Raw genomic sequence first — 26049 nt, forward strand, 5'->3', positions numbered from 1 at the left:
CGGCGAAGCACCACACTCCTCGACCGACAGGAGGCCCCCATGTTCAGACGTACCCCTCGGCTCTTCGCCGCGACCCTCGCGGTCGCCGCGCTCGCCCTCGGCGCCTGCGCCGAGAAGGCCGACGACAAGCCCAGTGCCGGCACCGCGGCGGCCGCGTACCCGGTCACTGTCGGCGCGCTCACTCTCGACAAGCGCCCCGAGAAGATCGTCGCGCTGTCGCCCACCGCCACCGAGATGCTCTTCGCGATCGGCGCCGGTCCGCAGGTCACCGCCGTCGACGACCAGTCGAACTACCCGGCCGACGCGCCGAAGACCGACCTCTCGGCCTTCCAGCCGAACGCCGAGGCGATCGCCGGGAAGAACCCGGACCTCGTGGTGCTCTCCGACGACCGCAACAAGATCGTCGACCAGCTCGCCAAGCTGAAGATCCCGGTCTACCTGACGCCGGCGGCGACCACGCTCGACGACTCGTACCGGCAGATCAACGAGCTGGGCACGCTGACCGGGCACGCCGACCAGGCCAGCGACGTCACCACCCGGATGAGGGACGACATCGCCAAGCTGGTCAAGGACCTGCCGCAGCGTGCCGAGAAGCTCACCTACTTCCACGAGCTGGGCCCGGAGCTGTACAGCGCGACGAGCAACACCTTCATCGGCTCGCTCTACAGCCAGGTCGGGCTGACCAACATCGCCGACCCGGCCGACGCGGACGGCAAGAACGCCGGCTACCCGCAGCTGTCCCAGGAGTTCATCGTCAAGGCCGACCCGGACTTCGTCTTCCTGGCCGACGCCAAGTGCTGCCAGCAGAACGCCGACACGGTCAAGGCCCGCAGCGGCTGGGCCGGCCTCACCGCGGTCAAGAACAACCAGGTGGTCGCACTGGACGACGACATCGCCTCCCGGTGGGGCCCGCGCGTCGTGGACCTGCTCCGGGTGATCATCGACGCGGTCGCCAAGGTGCCCGCGTGACCGTCGCGGACAAGTGAGCGGGTCACGACAGGTGCCCGAACCGGCACCAACCGCGCAGCTGTCCGTGGCCCGGCCCGCCGAGCAGCCATCCGCAGCCCGGCCCGCCGGGCTGCGGATGCGCTGGCTGGTCGCCGGGGTGGTCGCGGTGCTCGTCGCGCTCGTCGTCGGGGTGTCGCTCGGCCCGGTGAGCCTGCCTCCGGGCAGCGTCGCCGCCGAGCTGCTCAACCTCATCCCGGGCGTACGCCTCGACAGCGGGCTGACCGAGCGGGAGATCGCGATCGTCACCGAGCTGCGGCTGCCCCGGGTGGTGCTGGGCCTGCTCGTCGGCGGCCTGCTCGCCATGGCCGGCGGGTGTTACCAGGGTGTGTTCCGCAACCCGCTGGCCGACCCGTACCTGCTCGGTGTGGCAGCGGGCGCCGGCCTCGCGGTCACCGCGGCGATCGCCCTCGGCGGCGCCGGCCGGCAGGGCGCGATCTCCGGGCTGCCGATGACCATCCCGTTGGCCGCGTTCGCCGGCTCGCTGCTGGCCGTCACCATGACGTACGTGCTCGGCGCGGCCGGCGGGCGGGGCGGCTCGCCCGCGATGCTGATCCTGGCCGGGGTGGCGGTCTCCGCGTTCCTCTCCGCCGGGCAGACGTACCTGCTGCAACGACACTCCGACAGCATCCAGCCGGTCTACTCCTGGCTGCTCGGTCGGTTGGCCACCGCCGGTTGGCACGACGTGCTGCTGGTGTTGCCGTACGCCGCGCTGACCACAGTGGTGGTGCTGCTGCACCGCCGCGAGCTGGACGTCCTCGCGGTCGGCGACGACGAGGCGAGGAGTCTGGGCCTGCACCCGCAGCGCACCCGGTACCTGCTGATCGCCGCCGCCTCCCTGGGCACCGCGGCGGCGGTCTCCGCGACCGGCCTGATCGGCTTCGTCGGCATCATCGTGCCGCACACCGTCCGGCTGCTCGCCGGATCGAGCTACCGGGTGATCCTGCCGATGTCGCTGCTGTTCGGCGGCGCGTTCCTGGCGCTTACCGACGTGGTGGCCCGCACCGCCGCGGCTCCCTCCGAGGTGCCGATCGGAGTGGTGACCGCCCTGCTGGGCGGCCCGTTCTTCGTGCTCGTGCTGCGAACCGCCCGCCGGGCGCTCACATGAGTCCCGAACCCACCGCCGGCCCGTCCGCCGGCACTCGGTCGGTCGACCCCGTCGTGCCGGCCGTCGAGGTACGCGAGCTGCACGTCAGCCTGGACGGCACACCGATCCTGACCGGCGTCGACCTCACCGTCGCCGTCGGCGAATGGGTCACCGTGATCGGCCCGAACGGTGCCGGCAAGTCGACACTGTTGCGCGCCGTCGGCGGCCTGCTGCCCGCGCCGGGGGCGATCACCCTGTTCGGTACGGCGAGCGCCGCGCTGCGCCGCCGGGACCGCGCCCGGGTGGTGGCCACTGTCGCGCAGTCCCCGGTGGTACCGCCCGGCATGTCGGTGCTGGACTACGTGCTGCTCGGGCGCACCCCGTACATCCCGGCGCTGGGCCGGGAGTCGACAGCCGACGTCGACGCCGCGTACGACGTGCTGAGGCGGTTGGACCTCACCGGCTTCCAACGCCGCGAACTCGCCACCCTCTCCGGGGGCGAACGGCAGCGGGTGTTCCTCGCCCGCGCGCTCGCCCAGGGCGCGACGCTGCTGCTGCTCGACGAGCCGACCAGCGCGCTCGACATCGGTCACCAGCAGGAGGTGCTGGAGCTTGTCGACCAGCTGCGCCGCGAGCACCGCCTGACCGTCCTCGCCACGATGCACGACCTCTCCCTGGCCGGCGAGTACGCCGACCGGATGGTCATGCTCGCCGGCGGCCAGGTGGTGGCCGCCGGAACCCCGGCCGAGGTGCTGACCGAGCACCTGCTCGCCACCCACTACCGGGCCAGCGTGCGGGTCGTCCCCGGCGAACACGGCCCCCTGGTGGTCCCGGTGCGTCCCCGCGCGGACCTGTGAGACCGGCCAGGCACACCACAGCCGGGACCCGGCGCGATCGTGGCGGGTCGCGGGCGGTGCGCGGGGCCGGTCCGGGTCAGGGGCCCAGGTCGATGACGGAGAAGAGGGCGCCCTGGGGGTCGCGGAGTGCCGCGAACCGGCCCGCCGGGATGTCGCGGGGCGGGACGAGGATCGTCCCGCCCAGCTCGGCGGCGCGGGCCGCGGCGGCGTCGGCGTCGGTCACCGCGAAGTACACCGTCCAGTACGCGGGGAGGTCGGCCGGGAAGTCGTCGGCCAGCGGCGGCATCATCCCGGCGACGATCTGCGTCCCGAGCCGCCACCCGGTGTACGTCATCCCGCCCACCGCCTGGTCGTCGGGCTGCCAGCCGAACACCAGCTCGTAGAAGACCTTCGCGCCCTCGGGGTCGGGGGTGACAAGCTCGTTCCAGCTCATCGCGCCCGGCACGTTGAACACCTCGGCGCCGGCCATCGTCAGCGGCTGCCAGACGCTGAACGAGGCACCCGCCGGGTCGGCGAAGACCGCCATCCAGCCCCGGTCGAAGACCTCGAACGGCGGCACCACCACCTGCCCGCCGGCCCGTTCGACCCGGCCGGCGACCAGTTCCGCGTCGTCGGTGGCGACGTACGTCGACCAGATGGGGACCTGGTCCGGGATCGCCGGCGGTCCGGCCCCGGCCACCGGTCTGCCGTCGAGCAGGAAGACCGTGTAGCCGCCCGCCTCGGGCTCCGGGGTGACCCGACCGGTCCATCCGAACAGCTCGGGGTAGAAGCGCCGCGCGTCGGTCAGGTCCGGGGTGGCCAGGTCGGCCCAGCAGGGCGTGCCCGGCGGGACGGTGCTCACGGTCAAAGACCCCTCTCGGCCCGGGCGGCCACGGCGGCCCCCTGCCGGAATCCTGGCACCGTCCCGCTGCGGCGCGGGGCGGAAACGGACGAATCGTCAGCTGAACCGGCGACCCTCGTCCCGTCGGTAGGCCCAACCGGCGAGCGCGGCGAGCAGCACCACCCAGACGCCGAGCATGATCAGTGCCAGCGGCTCGACGGCGTAGTCACCGACCGCCGACCACATCAGTTCGGCCGCGCCCCGGGTGGGCAGGAACGGTGCGATCGTCTCGATGAACCCGGGCGCCTCTCCCGGCGCGGAGAGCAGCCCGCCGCCGAACGCGAGCGGCAGGAAGACCACCTGGGCCACCACGATCGCGGCCTTGCTGGGCAGCGAGTAGCCGATGGCCAACCCCATCAGCGTGAACGGCACCGAGATGACGGCCACCGTGACGGCGGTCAGCAGGAACGCCGCCGGGGTGACCCGGGCCGCGGTGAGCGTTGCGCCGATGACCACGACCGGGATCAGCGAGAGGTACGTCAGCGCCAGCCCGGCCAGCACCCGGCCCGCGAAGCGGGGCGCCGGCCCGGCCGGCAGGGTCCGGGTGTACGGGTTCCACGGCTGGTCGCGGTCCTCCGCGACGCCGACCCCGTACTGAAAGATGTTGGCGCTCATCACCGAGAAGGTGACCATCGACGCGGTGGCGAAGGTCGCGCCGGCCGAGTCGTCGCCGGCGAACGGCACCACGAAGAAGATCATGGCGGCGGCGGGGAAGAAGGCGCTGCCGAAGACGGCCACCGGAATCCGGATGATCTCCAGGAGTTGGTAGCGGGCGTGAACCAGGGCGAGCTGCACGGTGGCCTCCTCAGGCGGTGGTGGATCGGCCGCCGGCAGCGGCGGTGGCGGGCCGGTCCCCGCCGGGCGCGTCCCCGCCGCCGGTGATGGCCAGGAACGCCTCCTCCAGCGAGGTCGGCCGTACCTCCAGGTCGCTGAAGGGGGTCCCGGCCGTGACCAACGCGCGGACCAACTCGTCGGCGTCGGTGGTGAGCAGGTGCAGCCGCCCGTCGATCCGTTCACTGCGAACGACCCCGGGCAGGTCGGGGAGGTCGTCGGTGACCAGGCTGACCCGGCGTACGCCGACGATGCCCCGCACCGCGTCCACTGTGTCGTCGGCGAGCACCCGGCCCTGCCCGATGACGACCACCCGATGTGCCAGCGCCTCCACCTCCTCCAGGTAGTGGCTGCTCAACAACACGGTGCCGCCGTCGGCGTGGAACGCGCGGATCGCCTCCCACAGGGTGTGCCGGGCGGCCACGTCCAGGCCGGTGGTCGGTTCGTCGAGGAGGACCAGACGGGGTCGGCCGACGAACGCCAGCGCCACCGCCAGCCGGCGGCGCTGCCCACCGGACAGCCCACCGGTCTGCCGTTTGGCGAGATCGCCAAGGCCGAAGCTGTCGAGCAGCTCACCGCGGGGCACCGGGTCCGGGTAGTGCGCCGAGACGAAGTCGACGACCTCGCCGACCCGCAGCGTGCCCGGCAGGCCGGTCTCCTGCGGGGTGACCCCGATCTGCCGGCGGCTCGCCGGGTCGCGGGGGTCCTGGCCGAACAGCTCGACCCGCCCGGAGGTGGGGCGGCGCAGGCCGACAAGCAGGTTCATCAGGGTGCTCTTGCCGGCGCCGTTCGGCCCGAGCAGGCCGACCAGCTCGCCGGCCCGGACGTCCAGGTCGACGCGGTCGAGGGCGAGGACGTCGCCGTACCGGCGGCTGGCCTGGTCGGCGCGGACGAGGGTCATGACTGCTCCTTCGACGGGGTGGGGTCGAGCGGGGCGCGCGCTGCCCCCGGCGGCGTCGTGGGAGGCAGACCGTCATCGGGTTCCCGCACGAACCCTATGACGCAAAGTCAAAGCTCGGTGACCCCCGACGTCGCGGGCGGGGCCACCGGTCGCGTGGGCAGTGCCTATGGTGGGAGCGGTTGCGGCTGACCCGTCGCACCGGACACAGGGGAGGGTCCGTGTCGAGCCCGAACAGCGAGCGGGAATTCCAGCCGGATGCCCGGACGGCATTCGCCTCGGCGTCCCGGGACCGGGTGGCGGGCTTTCGCGAGCCGCGCCGATGACGCTCGACGGAAGTCACGCACGGTACGTCGAGGGGCTCTCCCCGACTGCTGCCCGTCGACGAGCCGGTGCGTGCGGTGGCCCGGGTCCGGGTGGGTGGAGGTCTCGTCCCGGCGGCGCCCCCGCAGCCGGCGTCGCCACCCTCCCCCGGCGGGCCGGGCCTCCTGGGTGTCCTGCTCACCGTGCTCTCGCCGAACATCACAGTCGGCCGGGCCGACACCGCCGTCGACTGGCTCTTCTTCGGGGTCGGAGGTCGAGGCGAACCGGGTTCGCAGGCGTCTCTGCTGCACCACGCCCTGACCGTGGCGACGAAGGGCTTCGGCCTCCGGGACGTCGTGCTGGCTGTCACCGACCAGCGGCTGCTGCTCGGCGCGACAGCACCGGTCGGCCTGCTCTCCAGCTCGGTGGCGGACGAACGGGCCCAGGCCGACATCGAACTGCTCGGGTCGGCGCCGCGCACGACGGTGGCCGCCCGGGTCGGCCGCTACCGGTTGAACTGGAAGCGGCTGCGGCTCGACTTCGCCGACGGGTCGTGGCTGTCGTTCCATGTGCCGCTGGCCGACTCCGGCCGCCCCCTGCGGGAGGTCGCGACGGCCGTGTCAGCCGGCTGAGCCGCCGACGAGCGGGGCGGGCAGCGGCTCGCGGTGCAGCACCGCCAGCCGGGACACCGCCCGAGTGAGCACCACGTACAGCCGGTGCAGCCCGCGCGGCTCGGCCGCGACGATCGCGGCCGGCTCGACCACCACCACATGGTCGTACTCCAGGCCCTTGACCAGCGTCGCGGGCACCACGGTGACCCGCTCCGCGGCCGTCACGTCGTCGGCGGTCGCGGTCGCGACCCCGGCGGCGGCCAGTGCCGCGCGCAGACCGTCGACCGCGTCGTCGGCGGCGATCACACCCACCGAGCCGTCGTGCGCGAGCGCCGCCCGCACCTCGGCCACCGTCTCCGCGACCAGGTCGGTCACGGTACGCACGTCCAGCCCACCGTCGTGGCGCAGAGACTCGGCCGGCGGTACGTCCACAGCGAGCGCCGGAAGCAGCAGGTTCGCGAACGCGACCACCGCGGCGGGCACCCGGAAGCCCACTGTCAACGGGACCACCACGGCGTCCGGCTTGCCCAGGTGGGCGAGGGACTCCCGCCAGTCCGTCGCCGCCCACGGCGCGGTGCCCTGGGCGAGGTCACCGAGGAGAGTGACCGACCCGTGCTCGCTGCGCCGGGCAATGGCCCGACACTGCATCGGGGAGAGGTCCTGCGCCTCGTCCACCACCACGTGCCCGAAACCGGAGGGCCGTTCCAGCAGCCCGGCGGCCTCGTCGAGCAGCACCACGTCGGCGGCGGTCCAGCGGGTCGCCTTCGCGGTACGGGCCGGCTTCACCCAGCCGAGCAGCGCCTGCTCGGTGTCACTGAGCAGCCCGTCCGCCGCGGCGGCGAGCCGGTCCGGGTCGGAGAGCAGGCCGAACACCAGCCCCTCCGGGGTGAGCGCCGGCCAGACCGCGTCCAGGAAGTCGATCACCGGCCGGCAACGGCCCATCCGGCGCAACCAGGCATCGCTCGGCGACTCCGCCCGCCGCGCCTCGGCCTGTCGTTGCAGCAGGCTCACCACTCGCGCGCGGACCCGCTCCCGACCCGTGGCGTACGGCAGCCCTTCCCGCCGGGTCTCCTCGACGATCCGGTGCAACGGCTCCAGCCCGATCCGCCACCGGAACGAACCGTCCGACACCGTGATCGGTTCGGTCGGCGTGCCGATCCGTGCCCGCACCGCGCGTTGCAACACACCCGCCATGCGGACGTCGTGCTTGAGCACGGCGACCGCCGGCGCCTCGACCGCCCGGACCGGCACCCGGGAAATCAACTCCTCCACAGTGGCCTGTTCGACCTCGACCTCACCCAGCGCCGGCAACACCGCAGCGATGTACGACATGAACGCCCGGTTCGGCCCGACGATCAGCACACCCGCCCGCCGCAGCCGCTCCCGGTGCAGATAGAGCAGGTACGCGGCCCGGTGCAGGCCGACAGCCGTCTTCCCGGTGCCCGGCGCTCCCTGCACACAGATCGAGTCGGCAAGGTCGGCCCTGACCAACTCGTCCTGCTCCGGCTGAATCGTGGCGACGATGTCCCGCATCGGCCCGACCCGCGGCCGCTCGATCTCGGCGGTGAGGATCCGACTGGCCGTGCCGAGCTCTTCGCCCCGATCGAGACGCTCATCCTCGAAGCTGGTCAGCACCCCGTTGCTGAACCCGAACCGTCGCCGGACCGCCACTCCCTGCGGATCCCGCGCGCTGGCCTGGTAGAACGACCGGGAGACAGGCGCCCGCCAGTCCAGCACCAACGGCTCACCGCGGTCGTCGGCGACATGCCGCCGCCCCACGTGATACCGCCGACCGTCATGATCAGAGCCGCGCGGAGCCGCGCCGGGATCCCCGTCGCCGGTCCTGGCTCCGGTGCTGCCGCGTGTGCTCTGGTCCTGCCCTCGGTGGTGCCGTGCGTGCTGCTGCTGGGTGCTGCTGCCGGCGCTGCCCTGGGTGCTGCGGTGCCCGGTGCCGGCGCTGCCATGTCTGGTGGTGTCGTGCGTGCTGCTGCTGGTGTCGGTGGTGCCAGGGTCCGTGTCGTCGGGGTCGGTGGACTCGGCAAAGTCGAGGCGGCCGAAGAACAGGGGCGTCGTCGGGTCGTCGGCCAGCTCCGCCACCCGGCGGGCCAGGGTGCGGCCGAGCGTCTCCGCCGCGTACGCGTCGCCGGCCACCTGGTCACCGGTGGCGAAGAGGGCTTCGGCCCGCTCCCGCATCCGCCGCAGCGCGTTTCGCGAGGCTGCCAGGTGTGCGCGTTCGGCGGACAGATCCGTGTCGAGCTGGGTGTCGAGATCAAGTGCGGGCATGCTGACGTCCCATCGTTCACATCTGCTGCGCGCTCGCGTGTCCGGGGGCGGATGGCCGGCCGCCCGGCGCGAAGACGTCCGTTCCGGTGCAGCTCACCTCGGCCGTCAAGCGGGCTGCAACCTTACGCCCCCGAACCCGCCGCTTCCAGCGAATTACCCAGACGACCATCCATCCGAGCTGGCGTGTTGCCTGCTCGTGCGGCGCGGAGATGATGGTTGCCAGCCCAGCCCAGCCCAGCCCAGCCCAGCCCAGCGCTGAGGTGATGTTGCCGCGGCGCGGCGCGACGGTGACGGTGACGGTCTTGGTCCCGCGTGGCGTAGGCGTGCCGGCGGCATCAGCAGCGCTGGTGGTAGAGGTTGCGGCGTGGCGTGCGCAGTGGGTCGAGCCAGCGGGGCGGAAGGAACTCGGGCCGGCCATCCGCCGCGATGCGGACCGTCCAGTCGCCGCGATGGACGAACCGGTGGTGGTAGCCGCAGAGCAACACGGCATTGCTGAGCGCCGTCGCCCCACCGTCGGCCCAGTGTCGGACATGGTGACCGTCGCACCATCTCGGCGGCCGGTCACAGCCAGGGAAGGCGCACCCGCCGTCACGCAGCACCAGCGCACGCCTCAGCGGGCCGGTGAAGAGCCGGCGTTGGCGACCGACGTCCAAGACCTGACTGTTGCCGCCCAGCACGGCCGGCAACAGGTTGGCGTCGCAGGCGAGGCGACGGACCGCACCCGGCGTGAGGCGGGCTCCGGTCTCCAAGGTGCCGGCGCGTACGCCGTTGACCAGGTCGTCGAGCGACACTGTCACCACGAGTTGGGGCCGGTCTCCGCCGCTGTCGGGCAGCTGACCCGTGCGCAGCGCCAACCGACAGATCTCGCCCAGCGCGTCGGCGCGGCGCTGACCTGGAGTGCGGTCATCGTGCTCACCGGCCGGGGCGCAGAGCGGGTCGATCGCCTCACGGAGCAGGCTCGCGGTTTCGGTGTCGAGGTTTCCGCTGAGGCGTACCTGACCGTCCTGCTGCTCGGAGAGCGTGACGTGCCGGCGAGCCTCGGCCCGCTCGGTGGCCCGTTGGAGAGCCTTCAGCTCAGCCTGGTCGGCCAGCTCCGGTGCGACGTGGGTGAGGACGCGCTCGCCGAGCCGGCTCAGGATGGTCGGGTCGAACCGGTCGGCCCAGGCGACCAGGAGTTGGGTGGCCTTGTCCGCCACCTCTGGGCCGGCCTCCACCGGGAGCGCGGCGATCGTCTCGGCCACCACTCGCGCCTGCTCGACGGTGAGGGCACCGCTGAGCAGCGCGTCGCGCACCGGTGCCGGCGCGGCATCGACGGTGGCGGCGAGCTGGACCAGTTGGCGCGCGGAGCGGCCGGAGAGCCGGAGCCGCTCGCGCAGCCAGACGGCGGTGGACGAGGCGCCCTGGGCGACCGCCAGGCCACGGCCGTCCACCTCACGGATCAGCCCGAGCTGAACGGTGGCAAGCCGCTGCGCCAACACCTGGGTCGCGTCGAGTGCGGCGAGCAGCTCATCGTCGGAGAGCCCCCAGCGAGCAGTCTCGGCGCAGTCGTCGACCGCACCGCCGGCCTGCGCCAACGCCCTCAACATGACACCAGAATAGAACTGGTGTACGACACTTTCGGGGCGTCGACCAGCACTGGATGAAACCGGTTTCGCCGAGCGCTGATCGCGCCGAGCCGTGCGCCGCAGCGATGGGGGTGATGGCAGGTTGGGGAGCCTGCCGGGATCATGGGCTCATGACCGAGGCTCGGCCCGATGCGCGCCGGACGGCGATCAGTGATCCGCAGGTGATGCGGGCGCTGGCCCATCCGGCCCGGATAGCCATCATGGAATACCTGGCCGCCCGCGACGGTGGCGGCACCGCCACCGAGTGCGCGGAGGTGGTCGGGCTGTCGCCGAGTGCGACGAGTTACCACCTGCGGGAGCTGGCGAAGTTCGGACTGGTCGAGCAGGCGCCGAGCCGGGGGGATGCGCGCGAGCGGGTGTGGCGTGTGGCGAGTTCCGGTTTGTGGGTCGACGCGGGACGCGACGCCGGGCCTGCGGCGCGTGCGGCCGAGCAGGCGGTGGTGGAGGCGTACGCGGCCCGTGCCATGGAGCGGGTCCGGGACTGGTCGCGGCGCGCCGGGGACGAGCCTGCCGAGTGGTACGACAACGCGTTGTTCCACGACACGCTGCTCCTGCTGACCGCCGAGGAGTTGGCGGGGTTGAACGAGGCGGTCCTGGCGTTGCTGCGGCCCTACCAGGCGCGGCGACGCGAGGCCGATCCGCCGACGGGGGCGCGCACTGTCGCTGTGCACTACCGGACGGTGCCGCTGGCGTAGCCGGGGATTGCGCCGGTCAGTTGTGAAGGATTATTTTCGAAGTATGTCCTTCGCATCTGACGAGTCGCGCTGGTCGGACGTCTGGCTTGCCGCCACCGCTCGGGGCACCACGATCTGCGGCGACTTCCTCGCCGCCACGGCTCTGGCGCTTGCCCTACAGGGCGCCGGAGCCGGCGGGCTCGCCGTGTCGGGGCTGCTGCTGGCGGCCACTGTGCCCCTGGTGGTGCTCGCCCCGCTTGCTGGCCGGCTCGCCGACCGGGTGGACAGTCGTACCCTGCTGGTGACCATCGGCCTGCTCCAGACCGCGATCTGCGCGCTCCTCGCCGTCGTCGAGCGCCCGGTCCTCGTGGTCGGGCTCGTCACCCTGCTGGCCTGCGGGCTCGCGGTGACCCAACCCTGCCTGGCGGCGCTCCTCCCGGCGATGGTCCGTCCGGCCGACCTGCCGCGCGCGAGCGCGATCAGTCAGACCGCTGTCTCGCTCGGCGCGCTCGGCGGCCCGGTGCTGGCCGGCCTGCTGGTCGGGCAGTTCGGCACCCGCGTACCCCTGCTTCTCGATGCCGCCACCTACCTGGCGCTCGTGGTCGCGGGCCTGCGGCTGCGGACTCGGCGCGGGGGTCGCGGATCCCTCGCCGCGCCGGGCCGGACCGTCCCCGGCGGCACGGCAGACCCAGCGGGTACGGCTGTCGTCTGGCGGCTGCGCCGGGACCCGCTGATGCTCCTCATGGTGGTCAGCACCGCCGTGGTGATCGCGGCGATCGGCGGCATCAACGTGATCGAGGTCTTCTTCATCCGGGAGACGCTTGGCGGATCAGCCACCACGTACGGCCTGGTCACTGCCGCATGGATGGCCGGCATGCTGCCCGGCGCATGGCTCGCCGCGCGAGTCGCCAACCGGCTCGACGACGACGGCGCGCTGGTACGCGGCGTGCTTGCCACTCTCGGCGTGTGCAGCCTGATGGTGCTGCTCGCCTCGACGGTGCCGGGGGCGGTCCTCCTGGTGCCGCTCTGGCTGGTGGGCGGCGCGGCCAACGGCGGCGAGAACGTCTTCGCCAACGTGCTCACCACCCGGCGGGTCCCGGAGGCGGTCCGCGCCCGGGCGTACGCCAGCTACGGCGCGGCGGTCCAGGGTGGTTCGATTGTCGGGTTCCTCGGCGGCGGGGCGTTGCTCACGGCCGTCGCGCCGCGCCCACTGATCGCCGGTGCCGGAGTGGTCGGGCTGCTTGTGGTGCTGCTCTTCGTGCCGATCGCGGCCGTGGCGGTGCGACGCCGACGGCCGGTAGCGCCGGCCCGGGGACAGCCGCCGGCGACCGGGCCCGATGCGGGCTTGGCCACTCCGGGGCGACCCGCGGAGCCGGACCCGAAGGCCGGGGATACGGTCGGGTCATGGCTGAGCGCATCGCACGCCCGCGGGTCGGGCACATCCAGTTCCTGAACTGCCTGCCGATCTACTGGGGTCTGATGCGCTCCGGTGCCCTGCTCGACGTCGACCTGCAGAAGGACTCGCCGGACCGGTTGAGTGCGGCGCTTGTCGCCGGCGACCTCGACATCGGCCCGATCACCCTGTTGGAGTACCTGAAGCACGCCGACGAGCTGCTCCTCCTGCCGGACCTGGCGGTGGGCAGTGACGGGCCGGTGCTCTCGGTCAACATGGTCTCCACCCGACCCCTCGCCGAGCTGGACGGCGCCCGAGTGGCGCTCGGCTCGACCTCGCGGACCGGGGTGATGCTGGCCCAGTTGCTGCTCGCCGAGCGGTACAACGTGCGGCCCGAGTACTTCCGCTGCCCGCCGGACCTGACGCAGATGCTGCTTGAAGCCGACGCCGGGGTGCTGATCGGGGACGTGGCGCTGCGGGCGTACTACGAGGCGCCGCGGCGCGGGCTCATCGTCACCGACCTCGGGCAGGCGTGGCGGGAGTGGAGCGGCCTGCCGATGGTCTTCGCCGTCTGGGCGGTCCGCCGCGACTTTGCCGCCGCCCACCCGGGCCTGGTCAAGGAGGTGCACGAGGCGTTCCTGCGCTCGCGGGACCTCTGCCTGGCCGAGCTGGACCAGGTCGCCGAGGCCGCTGCCCGCTGGGAGACGTTCGACGCGGCCACGCTGGCCACGTACTTCCGTACCCTGGACTTCTCCCTCGGCGACCGGCAGGTCGCCGGGCTGCGCGAGTGGGCCCGGCGGGCCGCCGCGATCGGCGAGGCCCCGGAGCTGCCGGACGGCGGCCCCGAGTTCTTCGCCGGCTGAGCGCCGGGGCGGCGGCGCGCTGAGCGCACGGCGCCCCCTGGGTAACGGCGGGCGCTGGTCGCCGGAACGCGAGCCGCCCGACCAGCAGCCTGGTCGGGCGGGTCGACGGGAAGGCGAGTACGGCTCAGGTGCCGGGGCGCAGCAGCGCCTCGGTGATCTTCTCGCAGTTCTTCATGCCGTAGTCGTAGCCCATGTTGATCGGGTACTTGACCATCACGCCCATCGTCCAGGTGTCGCCGATGGCCAGGCAGTTGATGTGCATCTCCTGCTCCTGGGTCCGGTCGATCCACCCGTTCTTGATGGCGATCTGCTTCTGCTCGGCGGCCGGGAAGGCCTTGCGGATGCCGAAGTCACCGGCGCCGCGGACCAGTTTCATCTCGTTGAGCAGCCACTTGGTCCACTTCGGCCCGGCGGCGGTGCCGGTGGCGATGCAGTTGCCCAGGCGGGCGGTGTCCCGCGGGGACAGCGCCGTCCGGGACCAGCCCTTGTCGGGGGCGACCTTGCTGTCGGTCAGCTTGCACATGGAGATCAGCCGCTTGATCGAGGCGTCCCGGTCGACCAGGTTGTAGAACTGTTCGGCCCGGGTGTTGTCGCTGTCCCGGATGATCCGCGTCGCGTCGGCGAGCTTCGCGTCGCTTGGCGTCTGGCCGGCGTCGGCCGAGCGACGCAGGTAGTCGGCGACGATCCAGGACTTGATCATCGACGCGGTCGTGCTGGTCTCGTCCATGTTCTTGGAGCCGATGATCTGCCCGGTGCGGCGGTCCAGCACGCTCCAGGCGTACCAGCCCTCGATGTCGAGCTTGAGGTCCTTGGCGACGAACGGCAGCGGCTCCAGCTCCGGGCTGGGGCTCGGTGACGGTGCGGCCGGCTGGCGGGCCCTGCGGTCGGTGGCCGGACTCGTGGACCGATCGCCGCTGTTCGTGCCGTCGCCCCACTTGGCGGCGGCGGCCGACTCGAACGGTGAGCCGGGCAACAGCCGCAGCGACACCAGCACCAATCCGATCAGGATGACCGCGACGGCGACCAACCGCAGCGGGGACGTCTCGCCGCCGCCGCGCCGGTCGACCCGCCGATTCCCGGCCATCAGAGCTTCCCGGCCGGCTGTTGCGGCACCTTGAGCGCGGCGCCGGGCTGCGGGGTGACCAACTGGGTGGCCACACTGGCGCAGACCTTCGCGCCGTAGTCGAGGCTGTTCCTGATCGGGTAGCGCAGCATCACAGCGAGACTCCACTTTCCGGTGACGGCGAGGCAGTTGACGTGCCAGTTGCCGTCGTCGTAGATGCGCGTCCACCCGTTCTTGATGCTGACCGGGCCCTGCGCGGTGATCGACTTGGGTAGGCCGTCGATGATCCCCCAGCGCCCGCCGCCGGAGTCGGCCTTCTGGTCCTTCGCCGCGGTGGTGCCCTGCACCTGGCTCATCTCACTGAGCACCCACTTGGTCCACTTCTGGCCGGCGGCCCTGCCGTCGGCGATGCAGTCGCCCACCCGGACCGCGTCCCGGGGAGACATCCGGGTGAAGCTCCACCAGCCCTCGTACTTCGGCACGTTGCCACGCTTGGTGTCGGTCAACCCGCAGATCTTGATCGCCCGCTGGATGACCGGACCCGGCTGCCCGTTCGGCGGCACCCGGTACGAGCCACCCGCGGCGGCGTAGACCTTGTTGGCCGCCGTGTCGTTGCTGTCCCGGATGGCGAGGCTGGCGGCCTTCTTCAACCCCGCGGGCGGCTCCCGGTCGCCGAGCTGACGCAGGTAGTCCGACACGATCCACGCCTTGATCATCGACTCGGTGGAGCTGGTCGCTGTCATGTTCGACGATCCGGAGATCTTGCCGGTCTGCCGATCCAGCAGTGCCCACGAGAAGAAGTCGCCCTGGAAGTTCACCGACACCGGACCGGCCGCCAGCGTGGGCGGCGGCGGTGGCGTGGGCGCGGGCGCGGCGACGGTCGAGGCGGCACCGCCGCCACCGCCTCCGCCGCTGTCGCCGTTGGAGAGTCGGGCGTACGCGGCGGGGACCAGTAGGACGCCGCCGAGCAGGACCGCCGTGATGGCGAGCACCATGGTCACGCGGGATCGCATGAGTGGGTGAGCTCCAGGTGTCAGGGCCGGGGGGACCGGCTTGTTGTCCGGACGGATCGGCCGATCGCCGAGGCCGGGGGAGGTGGCCTCTGTCTGGCGGCGATCTTGTTAAGCCGATCGGTGTGACGGCGGAAAGTCTACGTCTGGTTGGGAGACCCGCCAGGGTCCGACACTAGGCAACCTGCGATAAAGGCGGGATATGGAGACGGTATGCGGCCCTTGTGGCGTTTCACCTTCGTTTCGTGGTCCAGGTCACTGTGAAGTCGGCGCACGCACGTAGCGCAAAGCACCCATTCCGTTACGGATGGGATCCTCGGATTCCTGTTACACGCTCTGGTTTCTTGGGTCGCAAGCTGTAACACTTGGCCCATGTATGGCAATGACTTCTCGACCCCGACCGACGCGTCGGACGCCGGTGTGGGCGACGCGCCCGGTGCCGGCCTGCTGGGCGAGGTCGAGGCCGCCGAGGCAGACCTACGCGCGGCAGCGGCGCGCGGGCGGCGTGGCGGACCCGCGCCCGACGAGGACCTCGCGGCGTACTTCAGCGAGGTGGTCGACGCCGAGCAGAAGATCGAGCCACGCGACTGGATGCCCGACGCCTACCGCCGGACGCTGATCCGGCAGATCGCCCAGCACGCCCACTCCGAGATCATCGGCATGCAGCCGGAGGGCAACTGGATCAGTCGGGCGCCCTCGCTGAAGCGCAAGGCGATCCTGCTGGCCAAGGTGCAGGACGAGGCGGGTCACGGCCTCTACCTCTACGCCGCCGCCGAGACCCTCGGCATCAGCCGCGACGAGCTGGTCCAGTTGCTGCTCGACGGCCGGCAGAAGTACAGCTCGATCTTCAACTACCCCACCCTGAGCTGGGCCGACGTGGGCGCCATCGGGTGGCTGGTGGATGGCGCGGCGATCGTCAACCAGGTGCCGCTGTGCCGCTGCTCGTACGGCCCGTACGCCCGAGCGATGATCCGGGTCTGCAAGGAGGAGTCGTTCCACCAGCGGCAGGGCTACGAGATCCTGCACACCCTCGCGCACGGCACCCCGGCGCAGCGGGCGATGGCCCAGGACTCGGTGAACCGCTGGTGGTACCCGTCGCTGGCGATGTTCGGCCCGCCGGACGGCGACTCCACGCACTCCGCCCAGTCGATGTCCTGGAAGATCAAGCGTTTCTCGAACGACGATCTGCGGCAGCGTTTCGTCGACATGTGCGTCCAGCAGGCCGAGATCCTCGGCGTGCGCATCCCCGATCCGGACCTGCGCTGGAACGAGGAGCGGCAGGCGTACGACTACACCCAGCCGGACTACGACGAGCTGCTGCGGGTGATCTCCGGCAACGGGCCGTGCAACAGGGAGCGGATGGCCCACCGCCGGGCGGCGCACACCGAGGGCGCCTGGGTCCGCGAGGCCGCCGAGGCGTACGCCTCGAAGCAGGCGCGACAGAAGGAGAAGGTGGCCGCGTGACTACCGAACACTCACCGCTCTGGGAGGTCTTCGTGCGGGCGCGACGCGGGTTGTCGCACACCCACGTCGGCAGCCTGCACGCCCCCGACGCGGAGTTGGCCCTGCGCAACGCCCGGGATCTGTACACCCGCCGCCAGGAGGGCGTGTCGATCTGGGTGGTGCCGGCCGGCGCGATCACCGCGTCCAGCCCGGACGAGAAGGACGCCTTCTTCGACCCGGCCGCCGACAAGGTCTACCGCCACCCCACGTTCTACGAGGTGCCGGACGGGGTGGCCCACCTGTGAACGGGCCGCACGACTTCACCCTCGCCCTCGGCGACGACGCGTTGGTCGCGGCGCAACGACTGGCCGAGTGGACGACCCGCGCGCCGGAGATGGAAGAGGACATCGCGCTTGCCAACATCGCCCTCGACCAGCTCGGCGCGGCCCGGCTGCTGCTGTCCTACGCGGGTGAGCTGGAGGGCGCCGGCCGGGACGAGGACGCGTTGGCGTTCCTGCGCGACGACCGCGAGTTCCGCAACGCGCTAGTGGTCGAGCTGCCCAACGGCGACTTCGCGGTGACCATGGCGAAGCTGTTCTTCCTGGCGGCCTACCAGCTGCCGCTGTACACGGCGCTGGCCGGCTGCGCCGATGAGCGGTTGGCGGCGATCGGCGCGAAGGCGCGCAAGGAGTCGGCGTACCACCTGGACCACGGCGCACTGTGGGTGAAGCGGCTCGGCGACGGCACCGACGAGTCGCACCGTCGCATGCAGGAGGCCGTCGACCAGGTGTGGCCGTACACGCACGAGTTGTTCGCCGCGGACCCGGCGGCGCCGGTCGACCCGGCCACCCTGCGGCCGGCGTTCGACGAGACAGTCGACGCGGTGCTGGCCGAGGCGACGCTCACCCGACCGCAGAGCGGCTGGGCGCCGGCCGGCGGGCGGGACGGCGTACACACCGAGCACCTGGCCTACCTGCTCGCCGAGATGCAGGTGCTGCACCGCGCCCATCCCGGAGCGACCTGGTGAGCGCGCGGAGCGCGAGCCCGGTGTTCGCCGACGGCGGCACGGCGAGCGCGTGGGACGCCGCCGCCAGCGTCGTGGACCCGGAGATCCGGGTGATCACCGTTGCCGAGCTGGGCATCCTGCGGGCGGTCGAGGAGGACCCGACAAGCGGTCGGGTCACCGTCACCATCACCCCGACCTACACCGGTTGCCCGGCGATGGACGTGATCCGCACCGACATCCGCCGTGCGCTGGCGGTCGCCGGCCACCCCGACGCCGAGGTCCGCACCGTCTACAGCCCACCGTGGAGCACCGACTGGATCTCCGACGGTGGACGGGCCAAGCTCGCCGCGGCCGGGATCGCCCCACCGGCCCCGGTGCCCGCCGCCGGTGTCGTCCCGTTGACCCTCGCGGTCCGTTGCCCGCAGTGCGGCTCACCGGAGACCGAGCAGGTCAGTCGGTTCGGCTCCACCGCGTGCAAGGCGCTGTGGAGGTGCCGTTCCTGCTCCGAACCCTTCGACCACCTGAAGGCGCTGTGACTGTCACCATCACCCGCCCGGTCCGCCGCCGGCCGGTCTTCCATCCGCTGTCGGTCGCGGCCGTCGACCGGCTCACCGACGACGCGGTCGCGGTGACCTTCGCCGTACCCGAGGATCTGCGGGAGACCTTCGCGTTCCGCGCCGGCCAGCACCTCACCGTGCGGCGCGTGGCCGAGGACGGCACGGACGTGCGCCGGTCGTACTCGATCTGCTCGACGCCCGACGATCTGGCCCGGCACGGCCGGTTGCGGATCGGGGTCCGGGAGATTCCCGGCGGCGCGTTCTCGGCGTTCGCGTGCGGGGCGTTGCGTGGTGGCGACACGGTCGAGGTGCTGCCGCCGTTGGGCACCTTCACCACGGCGTTCGCGCCCGACCGGGTGCGGCACTACGGCGCTGTCGTCGCCGGCTCCGGCATCACCCCGGTGCTCGCGCTTGTCGCGACCGCGCTGGCCGTCGAGCCGGCCAGCACCTTCACCCTGGTGTACGGCAACCGCACGGCGAACACCGTGATGTTCGCCGAGGAGCTGGCCGATCTGAAGGACCGCTATCCCACCCGGCTGCACCTGGTGCACGTGCTGTCCCGGGAGCAGGGCGAGTCGGCGCTGCTCTCCGGGAGGATCGACGCCGAGCGGCTGGGCCGGTTGCTGGGCACCATCGTGCCGGGCGACGTGATCGAGGAGTGGTTCCTCTGCGGCCCGTACGCCATGGTGGTGGACGTTCGGGACGTGCTGACCGCGCGCGGGCTGCCCGAGTCGGCGGTGCACACCGAGCTGTTCCACGTCGACGCGCCGCCGGAGCCGGTGCGCCGTCCGGTGGACCAGGCGGGCGCCGGGGCCGAGGTGACCATCGTGCTGGACGGCCGGTCGTCGAGCTTCACGATGGGTCGCGAGGAACGGGTGCTGGACGCCGCGCTGAAGGTGCGGGGTGAGCTGCCGTACGCCTGCAAGGGTGGCGTCTGCTCGACCTGCAAGGCGAAGGTCGTCGACGGCGCTGTCACGATGGCCCGCAACTACGCGTTGGAGCCCGACGAACTGGCCGCCGGCTACGTGCTGACCTGCCAGTCCAGCCCCACCACCGACAAGCTCACCGTCGACTACGACGCATGACGACGCCGAACGACAGGGAGTTCGTCGAGCGGTTCGCCGAGGTCACCGGGGGACGGCGGCCGACCGGCTACGTGGAGGGGTGGGAGCAGTTCGTCGAGTTCTGCGAGGAGGGCTATCACGACAACCTCGACGAGTACTGGTTCGACCTCAGCGTCCGCGACGCCATCGAGCGGGTGCTGACCGACGAACGGCTGTCCGGCTTTCCGCAGATGGGGTGGGTCCGGGAGCGGATCGAGGCGGCGGACGAGCGGTTCCGCGCGGTGCTCTCCGCGCGGCCGATGCCGGGGCGCTCCGAGCAGCCGTGGTGGCAGGCGTACGTGCCGGCGTGGGCGGGACCGGAGTTCGCGGCGGAGCTGCGGGACACCTACGGCATACCCGTCGAGGTACGCGAAAGCTGAGTAGCCCCGGTCGCCGCCGAGACTGTGCGTTGCCCTGGATCAACCCGCCGGACAGCTCGCCGTGTCGGAGTGCCGCCTGGGGTGCGCGTCACGGGAGACAGAGCGGAATGCCAGCCCCTGATCGGGCGACGTAGGCTCGGGGTGTGACGGTGAGCCGGGAGATCGACGACATCCTGCAGCGTGGCGCGGACGGCGGGCGGATCACGCCCGAGGAGGCACTGCTGCTCTACACCGAGGCGCCCTTCCACGCGTTGGGCGAGGCGGCGGACGCGGTGCGTCGGCGGCGCTACCCGGACAACGTCGTCACGTACCTGATCGATCGCAACATCAACTACACGAACGTCTGTGTGACGGCGTGCAAGTTCTGCGCGTTCTACCGCGCTCCCAAGCACCAGGAAGGGTGGACCCACCCGACCGAGGAGATCCTGCGCCGGTGCGGCGAGGCGGTCGAGCTGGGCGCCACCCAGGTGATGCTCCAGGGCGGGCACCACCCGGACTACGGCGTGGAGTACTACGAGGAGCTGTTCTCCTCGGTCAAGCAGGCGTACCCGCAGCTTGTCATCCACTCGATCGGCCCCAGCGAGATCCTGCACATGGCGAAGGTCTCCGGGGTGAGCCTGGACGAGGCCATCGCCCGGATCAAGACCGCCGGCCTGGACTCGATCGCCGGCGCCGGCGCGGAGATGCTGCCGGAGCGGCCCCGCAAGGCGATCGCGCCCCTGAAGGAGTCGGGCGCGCGCTGGCTGGAGGTCATGGAGCTGGCGCACCGGCAGGGCATCGAGTCGACCGCCACCATGATGATGGGCACCGGCGAGACGCACGCCGAGCGGATCGAGCACCTGCGGATGATCCGGGACGTGCAGGACCGCACCCGTGGCTTCCGGTCCTTCATCCCGTGGACGTACCAGCCGGAGAACAACCACCTCAAGGGCCGCACCCAGGCCACCAACCTGGAATACCTGCGGCTCGTCGCGGTGGCCCGGCTCTTCTTCGAGACCGTGCCGCACCTGCAGGCGTCCTGGCTGACGACCGGCAAGGACGTCGGGCAGCTCTCGTTGCACATGGGCGTGGACGACCTCGGCTCGATCATGTTGGAGGAGAACGTGATCTCCTCCGCCGGCGCGCGGCACCGTTCCAACCTGCACGAGCTGATCGGCATGATCCGCTCGGCGGACCGGATCCCCGCGCAGCGCGACACCCTCTACAACCGGCTCGCCGTGCACCACACGCCGGCCGACGACCCGACCGACGAGCGGGTGGTCTCGCACTTCTCCTCGATCGCGCTTCCCGGCGGTGGCGCGGGCCGATCCCTGCCACTTGTCGACGTCAACTGACGAGGCCCGACGCCCGGCCGTTCGGCTGATCGAGGCTCATGCTCCCGCCGGCTCACCCCGGCGGTACGGGTGGTCCCGGCCGCCGCAGCGTCAGGCTGTCCGGCGCGGGGTGGTGAAGGTGATCGTCGGCGGATAGCGTCCCGGCTCGTATCCGTCACCACGACGATCGGTGAATCATCGCGATCGTGCTGGTGGCGGGTGGTCTGATGGTGTTCGTGGGCGGTCCTCCATCGGCCCGTTGTGGGTCGTTCATATAACGCACGGCGGTACGGGCGGGATGGGTGACCATCCCGCCCGTACCGTCTGCGGACCCCGGGCCGGACGGATGAAATGGGCCGCGCACGGTGGCGTGCGTGATCGACCTCCGATAGCGTCCGCTCGTTCCGCAACCAATCTTTCTTTCCCTACCCCCGGGGGACCGATGACAGCGTTCCACCGCTCGGCCCTGGCCCGCGCTGGCGTTGTGGCAGTGCTCGCGGCCGGTGGCCTGGCCACCGTGGCCGCCCCGGCGCAGGCCGCCGACCAGGCCGATCTGGCACTCGTGCCGCTCAGCTCCGAGCTGGCCAAGGGCGTCAAGGCGGCCAAGGCCAAGCCGTTCAAGTTCCTTGTCGACAACACCCGGAGCACGGTCGCCGCCAAGGGTGTCAGCTACACCGTGGACACCAGCAACATGCTGAACAGCGTGATCGGGGTCGTCGTGCCCGACGGCTGCCAGGTGAAGGGCAAGACGTTCACCTGCCCGCTCGGCGACCTGCCGGCCGGCACCAGCGAGGACTTCGGCATCCCGCTCTTCTCCACCGGCGCGCGCGGCGAGGCCGGCACGCTGGTGGTCACCATCAAGTCGACCACCGCCGACCCCAACCGCAAGGACAACACTGTCGAGCACGACATCACCGTCGGCAAGCCGGGCTACGACCTGACCAGTTGGGTGCAGGACGTCTACGCGAACGTCGTGGTGAACGGCGTCCAGGGCGATGACCCCAACCTCCGGCCGGTCCGGCGCGGCGAGACGGTGCCGGTGGACTGGGCGGTCTACAACGACGGCAGCCGCCAGGCCACCGGCCTGTCCTACGTGCTCACGCTCCCGGCCGGCGTCACCTTCGCCACGCTGCCGGACACCTGCACGTCGCAGACCTTCGGCGGTGTCGCCCAGGCGCTCTGCCAGGACGACGGCGCGGTGATCAAGCCCGGCGAGTACTACACGGCGGACGTCAGGGTCACGGTGGGCGCGAACGTCACCAAGCCGGTGCTGCGGGTTGGTGAGCTGGTCGCGCAGGGTCTCGACGGTGCGACGGGTCAGGCCGAGGAGCGGCCCGAGCCGGCGACCAGCGCCCAGCGCAAGGCCTTCACCGAGGTCGACGAGGGCGACAACCAGGCGATCTTCGACGTCTTCGTCGACCTGACCACGCAGCCGACCCCGACCCCCACGGCCACCCCGACGCCCACCGCCACGCCGACCCCGGGCGGGACGGCCACCCCGACGCCGGGTGGTACGCCCAGTCCGGGTGGTACGCCAACGCCGGGCGCGAACACGACGCCGGGCGCGAGCACGACGCCGGGCGCGAGCACGACGCCGGCCGCCGGTGGTGGCGGCTCCGGTGGCGGTGGCCTGCCGGTGACGGGTGTGCAGGTCGGCCTGATCGGCGGCATCGGCGGCATCATCCTGCTGGTGGGCGGTGCGCTGCTGGTGCTCTCCCGCCGGCGCAAGGTGGTCCTGGTCGCCCCGAGCGACGAGACGCCGACGGACTGACAGCGGCGGTGCCGACCGACTGACAGCGGCGCTGGCAGTCGGCGTCCGGACGCCGGTACGACGCGAGGGCGGGGTGGGCGACCACCCCGCCCCTTCGCGTGCCGGGGGGCGCCGCACCCGGTTGGCGGGCGACTGGCAGAGTGGAGGGGTGAGCCGTTCCCCGCAGGGCCAGCGCGCCAGTCTGGACAAGCAGCCGCACGAGGTCGCCGCGATGTTCGACGGCGTGGCGGAGCGCTACGACCTCACCAACACGGTGATCTCCTTTGGCCAGGACCGGTCCTGGCGTCGGGCCACCCGGGCGGCGCTCGGGCTGCGGCCGGGCGAGCGGGTGCTGGACGTCGGCGCGGGCACCGGCGTCTCGACCCGGGAGCTGGCGCAGTCCGGGGCGTACGCGGTGGGGGCCGACCTGTCGTTGGGCATGCTGTACGCCGGCAAGCGGGCCCGTCCCGAGGTGCCGTTGCTGGCCGGCGACGCGCTGCGGCTGCCGTTCGCCGACGCCAGCTTCGACGCGGTGACCATCTCCTTCGCGCTGCGCAACGTCAGCGACACCGACGCGGCCCTGCGGGAGTTGGCCCGGGTCACCCGGCCGGGTGGGCGGTTGGCGATCTGCGAGTTCAGCACCCCGGTCAACCCGGTCTTCCGGACGGTCTACCTGTCGTATCTGATGCGGTCGCTGCCGGTGGTCGCCCGAGCGGTGTCGAGCAACCCCGACGCGTACGTCTACCTCGCCGAGTCGGTGCGGGTCTGGCCGGCGCAGGCCGCGCTGGCCGGCCGCGTCGCCGCGGCCGGGTGGGGACGGGTGGCGTGGCGCAACCTGACCGGTGGTGTGGTGGCCCTGCACCGGGGGATCCGCGAGTAGTCGGCACGACCGACGCGGACAATATTCAGGTTTCGTGAATATCGGTCTTTGGTCCACTTTGCCCCGTACGCTCGTTCGCATGACCGGAGCAGACCCGGCGGACCCGGTGGCCGCCACCGACGATGACGCGGCCGAACTCGTCGCGCAACTGCGCGCGTTGGCGGGAGCCGATCCGGTGGAGGTCCGGCAGGTGGTCGCCGAGGTGTTGGCCGCGCTCGACCGGGCGGCGGGTGGGGCGCTCCGGGAGCATCTGCCGGAGGCCATCCGGGTCGATGCGGGTCTGGACGCCCCCAGCCCGGCCTGACACTCGACCGCTGTGGACGGTCGAGGGCTGTCACATCGGCGAGTTAGGTACCCCTGATCCTGCGCAGGTATGACGCCGGTCATACACTCGTCCCGTCTGGCTTGTGAAGCATTTCACGAGCGTGCGGGAGGAGGCGCGAATGACCCCGGTGGAACACGACGCCGATGTCATTGTCGTGGGCGCCGGTCCCGGTGGATCAGCTACTGCGTACCACCTGGCCCGGCACGGCGTACGGGTGCTGTTGTTGGAGAAGACCGAGTTCCCCCGCGAGAAGGTCTGCGGCGACGGGTTGACCCCGCGTGCGGTGCGCCAGCTCGTCCGGATGGGTGTGGACACCTCGCCCGAGGCCGGCTGGCTGCACAACCGTGGCCTGCGGGTCATCGGCGGTGGGGTGCGTCTGGAGCTGGACTGGCCCGAGCTCGCCAGCTTCCCCAACTACGGCCTGGTGCGCACGAGGCTGGACTTCGACGACCTGCTCGCCCAGCGGGCGGTGGCCGCCGGTGCCAAGCTGCGCACCAACGTCAACGTGCTGGGCCCGGTGCTCGACGGTGACGGCCGGGTCACCGGCGTCGAGACGGAGGTCGGCCCGGGCAAGGAGCCGACCACGTTCCACGCCCCGCTTGTCGTCGCGGCCGACGGGGTCTCCGGCCGGTTCCCGCTCGCACTCGGGCTGGCCAAGCGGGAGGACCGGCCGATCGGCGTGGCCGTCCGCCGCTACTACCGCTCGCCGGCCAAGCACGAGGACAACTACCTGGAGTCCTGGCTGGAGTTGCGCAGCAAGGACAGCGGCGACAACCTGCTGCCCGGGTACGGCTGGATCTTCGGCCTGGGCGACGGGCGGGTCAACGTCGGCCTCGGGGTGCTCAACTCGTCCTCGGCGTTCGGCAAGACCAACTACCGCCGGCTGCTCACCGACTGGCTCGCCAACACCCCGGAAGACTGGGGGATGACCGACGAGACGAACGCCGACGGTCCGATCCTCGGCGCCGCGCTGCCGATGGGCTTCAACCGGGTGCCCCACTACACCCGAGGGGTGCTGCTGGTCGGCGACTCGGGCGGCATGGTCAACCCGTTCAACGGCGAGGGCATCGCGTACGCCATGGAGTCCGGCGAGCTGGCCGCGGAGGTCATGGTCCAGGCCCTCGCCCGGCCGGCCGGTCCGGAGCGGGAGCGGGCGCTGATGGCGTACCCGAACGAGCTGAAGGCCCGCCTCGGCGGTTACTACCGGTTGGGCGGCATCTTCGTGAAACTGATCGGCCGCCCGGAGATCATGCGGATCGCCACCAAACACGGCATGCCGCACCCGACGCTGATGCGTTTCGTGCTCAAGCTGTTGGCCAACCTGACCGACCCGCGCGGCGGAGACGCGATGGACCGGGTCATCAACGCGATGACGAAGGCCGCGCCAGCCGTATAAGTAGGACGGCATCGGTGCTGGTCACGGCCCCGACGCTGACAAAGATCGACCCCCGCCGACTGCCACTGCGAGGGACGTGAATAGTGTGATTTTCGTCAAGCACCGAGGGCAGGGAAGGACGAGCAGGAGAAAACGATGTCGCTCTCGCCTTACGCACCGATCATCGGGCTGTTCGCCCTCGCCGCGGCGTTCTCGCTGTTTTCCGTGGGCGCCGCCCGCTTCGCCGGTCCCCGTCGCTACAACAAGGCCAAACTCGAGGCTTACGAGTGCGGCATCGAGCCCAGCCCGCAGCCGGTCGGCGGCGGCCGGTTCCCGATCAAGTTCTACCTGACGGCGATGCTCTTCATCGTCTTCGACATCGAGATCATCTTCCTCTACCCCTGGGCGGTCTCGTTCGACGCCCTGCCGATCTTCGGCTTCGTGGAGATGGTCCTGTTCATCGTCGCGGTCTTCGTTGCGTACGCCTACGTGTGGCGGCGCGGCGGCCTGGACTGGGACTGAGGAAGGAACGTC

The 26049-nt window shown here is 71.7% G+C and carries 26 protein-coding genes; 19 read left to right on the forward strand and 7 right to left on the reverse strand.

Annotated elements, in window-relative coordinates; all coding sequences use genetic code 11:
* The first annotated feature begins 39 nt into the window (after positions 1-39).
* The 3 genes from ACQPWW_RS01705 (at position 40) to ACQPWW_RS01715 (ending at position 2949) form a co-directional block, all read left to right on the forward strand.
* Positions 40-969 carry an ABC transporter substrate-binding protein gene (locus ACQPWW_RS01705; protein WP_433128437.1) on the forward strand — a complete coding sequence of 310 codons (930 nt, stop codon included), beginning with the start codon at positions 40-42 and terminating at the stop codon, positions 967-969.
* A gap of 115 nt (positions 970-1084) precedes the next feature.
* Positions 1085-2113: a FecCD family ABC transporter permease gene (locus ACQPWW_RS01710; protein WP_433134070.1), complete on the forward strand. Its 1029-nt coding sequence runs from the start codon at positions 1085-1087 to the stop codon at positions 2111-2113.
* Positions 2110-2949: an ABC transporter ATP-binding protein gene (locus ACQPWW_RS01715; protein WP_433128439.1), complete on the forward strand. Its 840-nt coding sequence runs from the start codon at positions 2110-2112 to the stop codon at positions 2947-2949. The genes ACQPWW_RS01710 and ACQPWW_RS01715 overlap by 4 nt, the downstream gene beginning before the upstream one ends.
* A 76-nt stretch (positions 2950-3025) precedes the next feature.
* Here ACQPWW_RS01715 and ACQPWW_RS01720 read toward each other — a convergent pair whose 3' ends face one another.
* The 3 genes from ACQPWW_RS01720 to ACQPWW_RS01730 form a co-directional block, all read right to left on the reverse strand.
* Entirely contained in the window at positions 3026-3790 is a 765-nt protein-coding gene (locus ACQPWW_RS01720; RefSeq protein ID WP_433128441.1) for a VOC family protein, read from the reverse strand.
* Between the two features lie 96 nt (positions 3791-3886).
* A complete protein-coding gene (locus tag ACQPWW_RS01725; protein WP_433128443.1) occupies positions 3887-4624 on the reverse strand; it encodes an ABC transporter permease in 738 nt (245 codons plus the stop codon).
* 10 nt (positions 4625-4634) lie between these two features.
* The gene (locus tag ACQPWW_RS01730) at positions 4635-5561 is read right to left on the reverse strand and encodes an ABC transporter ATP-binding protein (RefSeq protein WP_433128445.1); all 927 of its coding nucleotides are present in this window, start codon (positions 5559-5561) and stop codon (positions 4635-4637) included.
* A gap of 389 nt (positions 5562-5950) precedes the next feature.
* On the opposite strand from ACQPWW_RS01730, the gene ACQPWW_RS01735 reads away from it, so the two are divergent.
* Positions 5951-6493, forward strand: a complete 543-nt coding sequence (locus tag ACQPWW_RS01735) for a hypothetical protein (protein ID WP_433128447.1) — start codon at positions 5951-5953, stop codon at positions 6491-6493.
* Here the strand turns inward: ACQPWW_RS01735 and ACQPWW_RS01740 are convergent.
* A complete protein-coding gene (locus tag ACQPWW_RS01740) occupies positions 6482-8755 on the reverse strand; it encodes a HelD family protein (protein WP_433128449.1) in 2274 nt (757 codons plus the stop codon). The genes ACQPWW_RS01735 and ACQPWW_RS01740 overlap by 12 nt on opposite strands.
* Positions 8756-9090: 335 nt before the next feature.
* Positions 9091-10341 carry a DUF222 domain-containing protein gene (locus tag ACQPWW_RS01745; protein WP_433128451.1) on the reverse strand — a complete coding sequence of 417 codons (1251 nt, stop codon included), beginning with the start codon at positions 10339-10341 and terminating at the stop codon, positions 9091-9093.
* 149 nt (positions 10342-10490) lie between these two features.
* On the opposite strand from ACQPWW_RS01745, the gene ACQPWW_RS01750 reads away from it, so the two are divergent.
* Genes ACQPWW_RS01750 through ACQPWW_RS01760 form a run of 3 tightly spaced genes read left to right on the forward strand, consistent with a single transcriptional unit; the run spans position 10491 to position 13310 of the window.
* Positions 10491-11075: an ArsR/SmtB family transcription factor gene (locus tag ACQPWW_RS01750; RefSeq protein ID WP_433128454.1), complete on the forward strand. Its 585-nt coding sequence runs from the start codon at positions 10491-10493 to the stop codon at positions 11073-11075.
* A gap of 43 nt (positions 11076-11118) precedes the next feature.
* Positions 11119-12507, forward strand: coding sequence for an MFS transporter (locus ACQPWW_RS01755; protein WP_433128456.1), 1389 nt, complete (start codon positions 11119-11121; stop codon positions 12505-12507).
* On the forward strand, positions 12459-13310 hold the full coding sequence (locus ACQPWW_RS01760; RefSeq protein ID WP_433128458.1) for a menaquinone biosynthetic enzyme MqnA/MqnD family protein: 852 nt from the start codon (positions 12459-12461) through the stop codon (positions 13308-13310). Before ACQPWW_RS01755 ends, ACQPWW_RS01760 begins: the two co-directional genes overlap by 49 nt.
* 124 nt (positions 13311-13434) lie before the next feature.
* Here the strand turns inward: ACQPWW_RS01760 and ACQPWW_RS01765 are convergent, their stop codons facing one another.
* Complete coding sequence (locus ACQPWW_RS01765) at positions 13435-14394, reverse strand: hypothetical protein (RefSeq protein WP_433128460.1); 960 nt, start codon at positions 14392-14394, stop codon at positions 13435-13437.
* Complete coding sequence (locus ACQPWW_RS01770; RefSeq protein ID WP_433128462.1) at positions 14394-15386, reverse strand: hypothetical protein; 993 nt, start codon at positions 15384-15386, stop codon at positions 14394-14396. Before ACQPWW_RS01770 ends, ACQPWW_RS01765 begins: the two co-directional genes overlap by 1 nt.
* Positions 15387-15755: 369 nt before the next feature.
* Here ACQPWW_RS01770 and paaA point away from each other — a divergent pair, with 369 nt between their 5' ends.
* From paaA to ACQPWW_RS01830, 12 genes are all read left to right on the forward strand, one after another.
* Positions 15756-16847: a 1,2-phenylacetyl-CoA epoxidase subunit PaaA gene (gene paaA / locus ACQPWW_RS01775; protein WP_433128464.1), complete on the forward strand. Its 1092-nt coding sequence runs from the start codon at positions 15756-15758 to the stop codon at positions 16845-16847.
* The gene (gene paaB, locus ACQPWW_RS01780; RefSeq protein ID WP_355027413.1) at positions 16844-17131 is read left to right on the forward strand and encodes a 1,2-phenylacetyl-CoA epoxidase subunit PaaB; all 288 of its coding nucleotides are present in this window, start codon (positions 16844-16846) and stop codon (positions 17129-17131) included. The genes paaA and paaB overlap by 4 nt, the downstream gene beginning before the upstream one ends.
* Entirely contained in the window at positions 17128-17853 is a 726-nt protein-coding gene (gene paaC, locus ACQPWW_RS01785; RefSeq protein WP_433128466.1) for a 1,2-phenylacetyl-CoA epoxidase subunit PaaC, read from the forward strand. Before paaB ends, paaC begins: the two co-directional genes overlap by 4 nt.
* 20 nt (positions 17854-17873) lie before the next feature.
* Positions 17874-18368, forward strand: coding sequence for a 1,2-phenylacetyl-CoA epoxidase subunit PaaD (gene paaD / locus ACQPWW_RS01790; RefSeq protein ID WP_433134073.1), 495 nt, complete (start codon positions 17874-17876; stop codon positions 18366-18368).
* Positions 18365-19474, forward strand: coding sequence for a 1,2-phenylacetyl-CoA epoxidase subunit PaaE (gene paaE, locus ACQPWW_RS01795; protein ID WP_433128468.1), 1110 nt, complete (start codon positions 18365-18367; stop codon positions 19472-19474). The genes paaD and paaE overlap by 4 nt, the downstream gene beginning before the upstream one ends.
* Positions 19471-19872: a hypothetical protein gene (locus tag ACQPWW_RS01800; protein WP_433128470.1), complete on the forward strand. Its 402-nt coding sequence runs from the start codon at positions 19471-19473 to the stop codon at positions 19870-19872. Before paaE ends, ACQPWW_RS01800 begins: the two co-directional genes overlap by 4 nt.
* A 143-nt stretch (positions 19873-20015) precedes the next feature.
* A complete protein-coding gene (gene mqnC / locus ACQPWW_RS01805) occupies positions 20016-21206 on the forward strand; it encodes a cyclic dehypoxanthinyl futalosine synthase (RefSeq protein WP_433128472.1) in 1191 nt (396 codons plus the stop codon).
* Between the two features lie 421 nt (positions 21207-21627).
* Positions 21628-22956: an LPXTG cell wall anchor domain-containing protein gene (locus tag ACQPWW_RS01810; protein WP_433128474.1), complete on the forward strand. Its 1329-nt coding sequence runs from the start codon at positions 21628-21630 to the stop codon at positions 22954-22956.
* Positions 22957-23167: 211 nt separating this feature from the next.
* Positions 23168-23815, forward strand: coding sequence for a demethylmenaquinone methyltransferase (locus ACQPWW_RS01815; protein WP_433134076.1), 648 nt, complete (start codon positions 23168-23170; stop codon positions 23813-23815).
* Positions 23816-23894: 79 nt separating this feature from the next.
* Complete coding sequence (locus ACQPWW_RS01820; RefSeq protein ID WP_355027404.1) at positions 23895-24119, forward strand: hypothetical protein; 225 nt, start codon at positions 23895-23897, stop codon at positions 24117-24119.
* A gap of 139 nt (positions 24120-24258) precedes the next feature.
* Positions 24259-25536, forward strand: coding sequence for a geranylgeranyl reductase family protein (locus ACQPWW_RS01825; protein ID WP_433128477.1), 1278 nt, complete (start codon positions 24259-24261; stop codon positions 25534-25536).
* 135 nt (positions 25537-25671) lie between these two features.
* Positions 25672-26037, forward strand: a complete 366-nt coding sequence (locus ACQPWW_RS01830; RefSeq protein ID WP_007454588.1) for an NADH-quinone oxidoreductase subunit A — start codon at positions 25672-25674, stop codon at positions 26035-26037.
* Positions 26038-26049: the final 12 nt, after the last annotated feature.

It is taken from the genome of Micromonospora sp. CA-240977, assembly GCF_050942285.1.
GTDB lineage: Bacteria > Actinomycetota > Actinomycetes > Mycobacteriales > Micromonosporaceae > Micromonospora.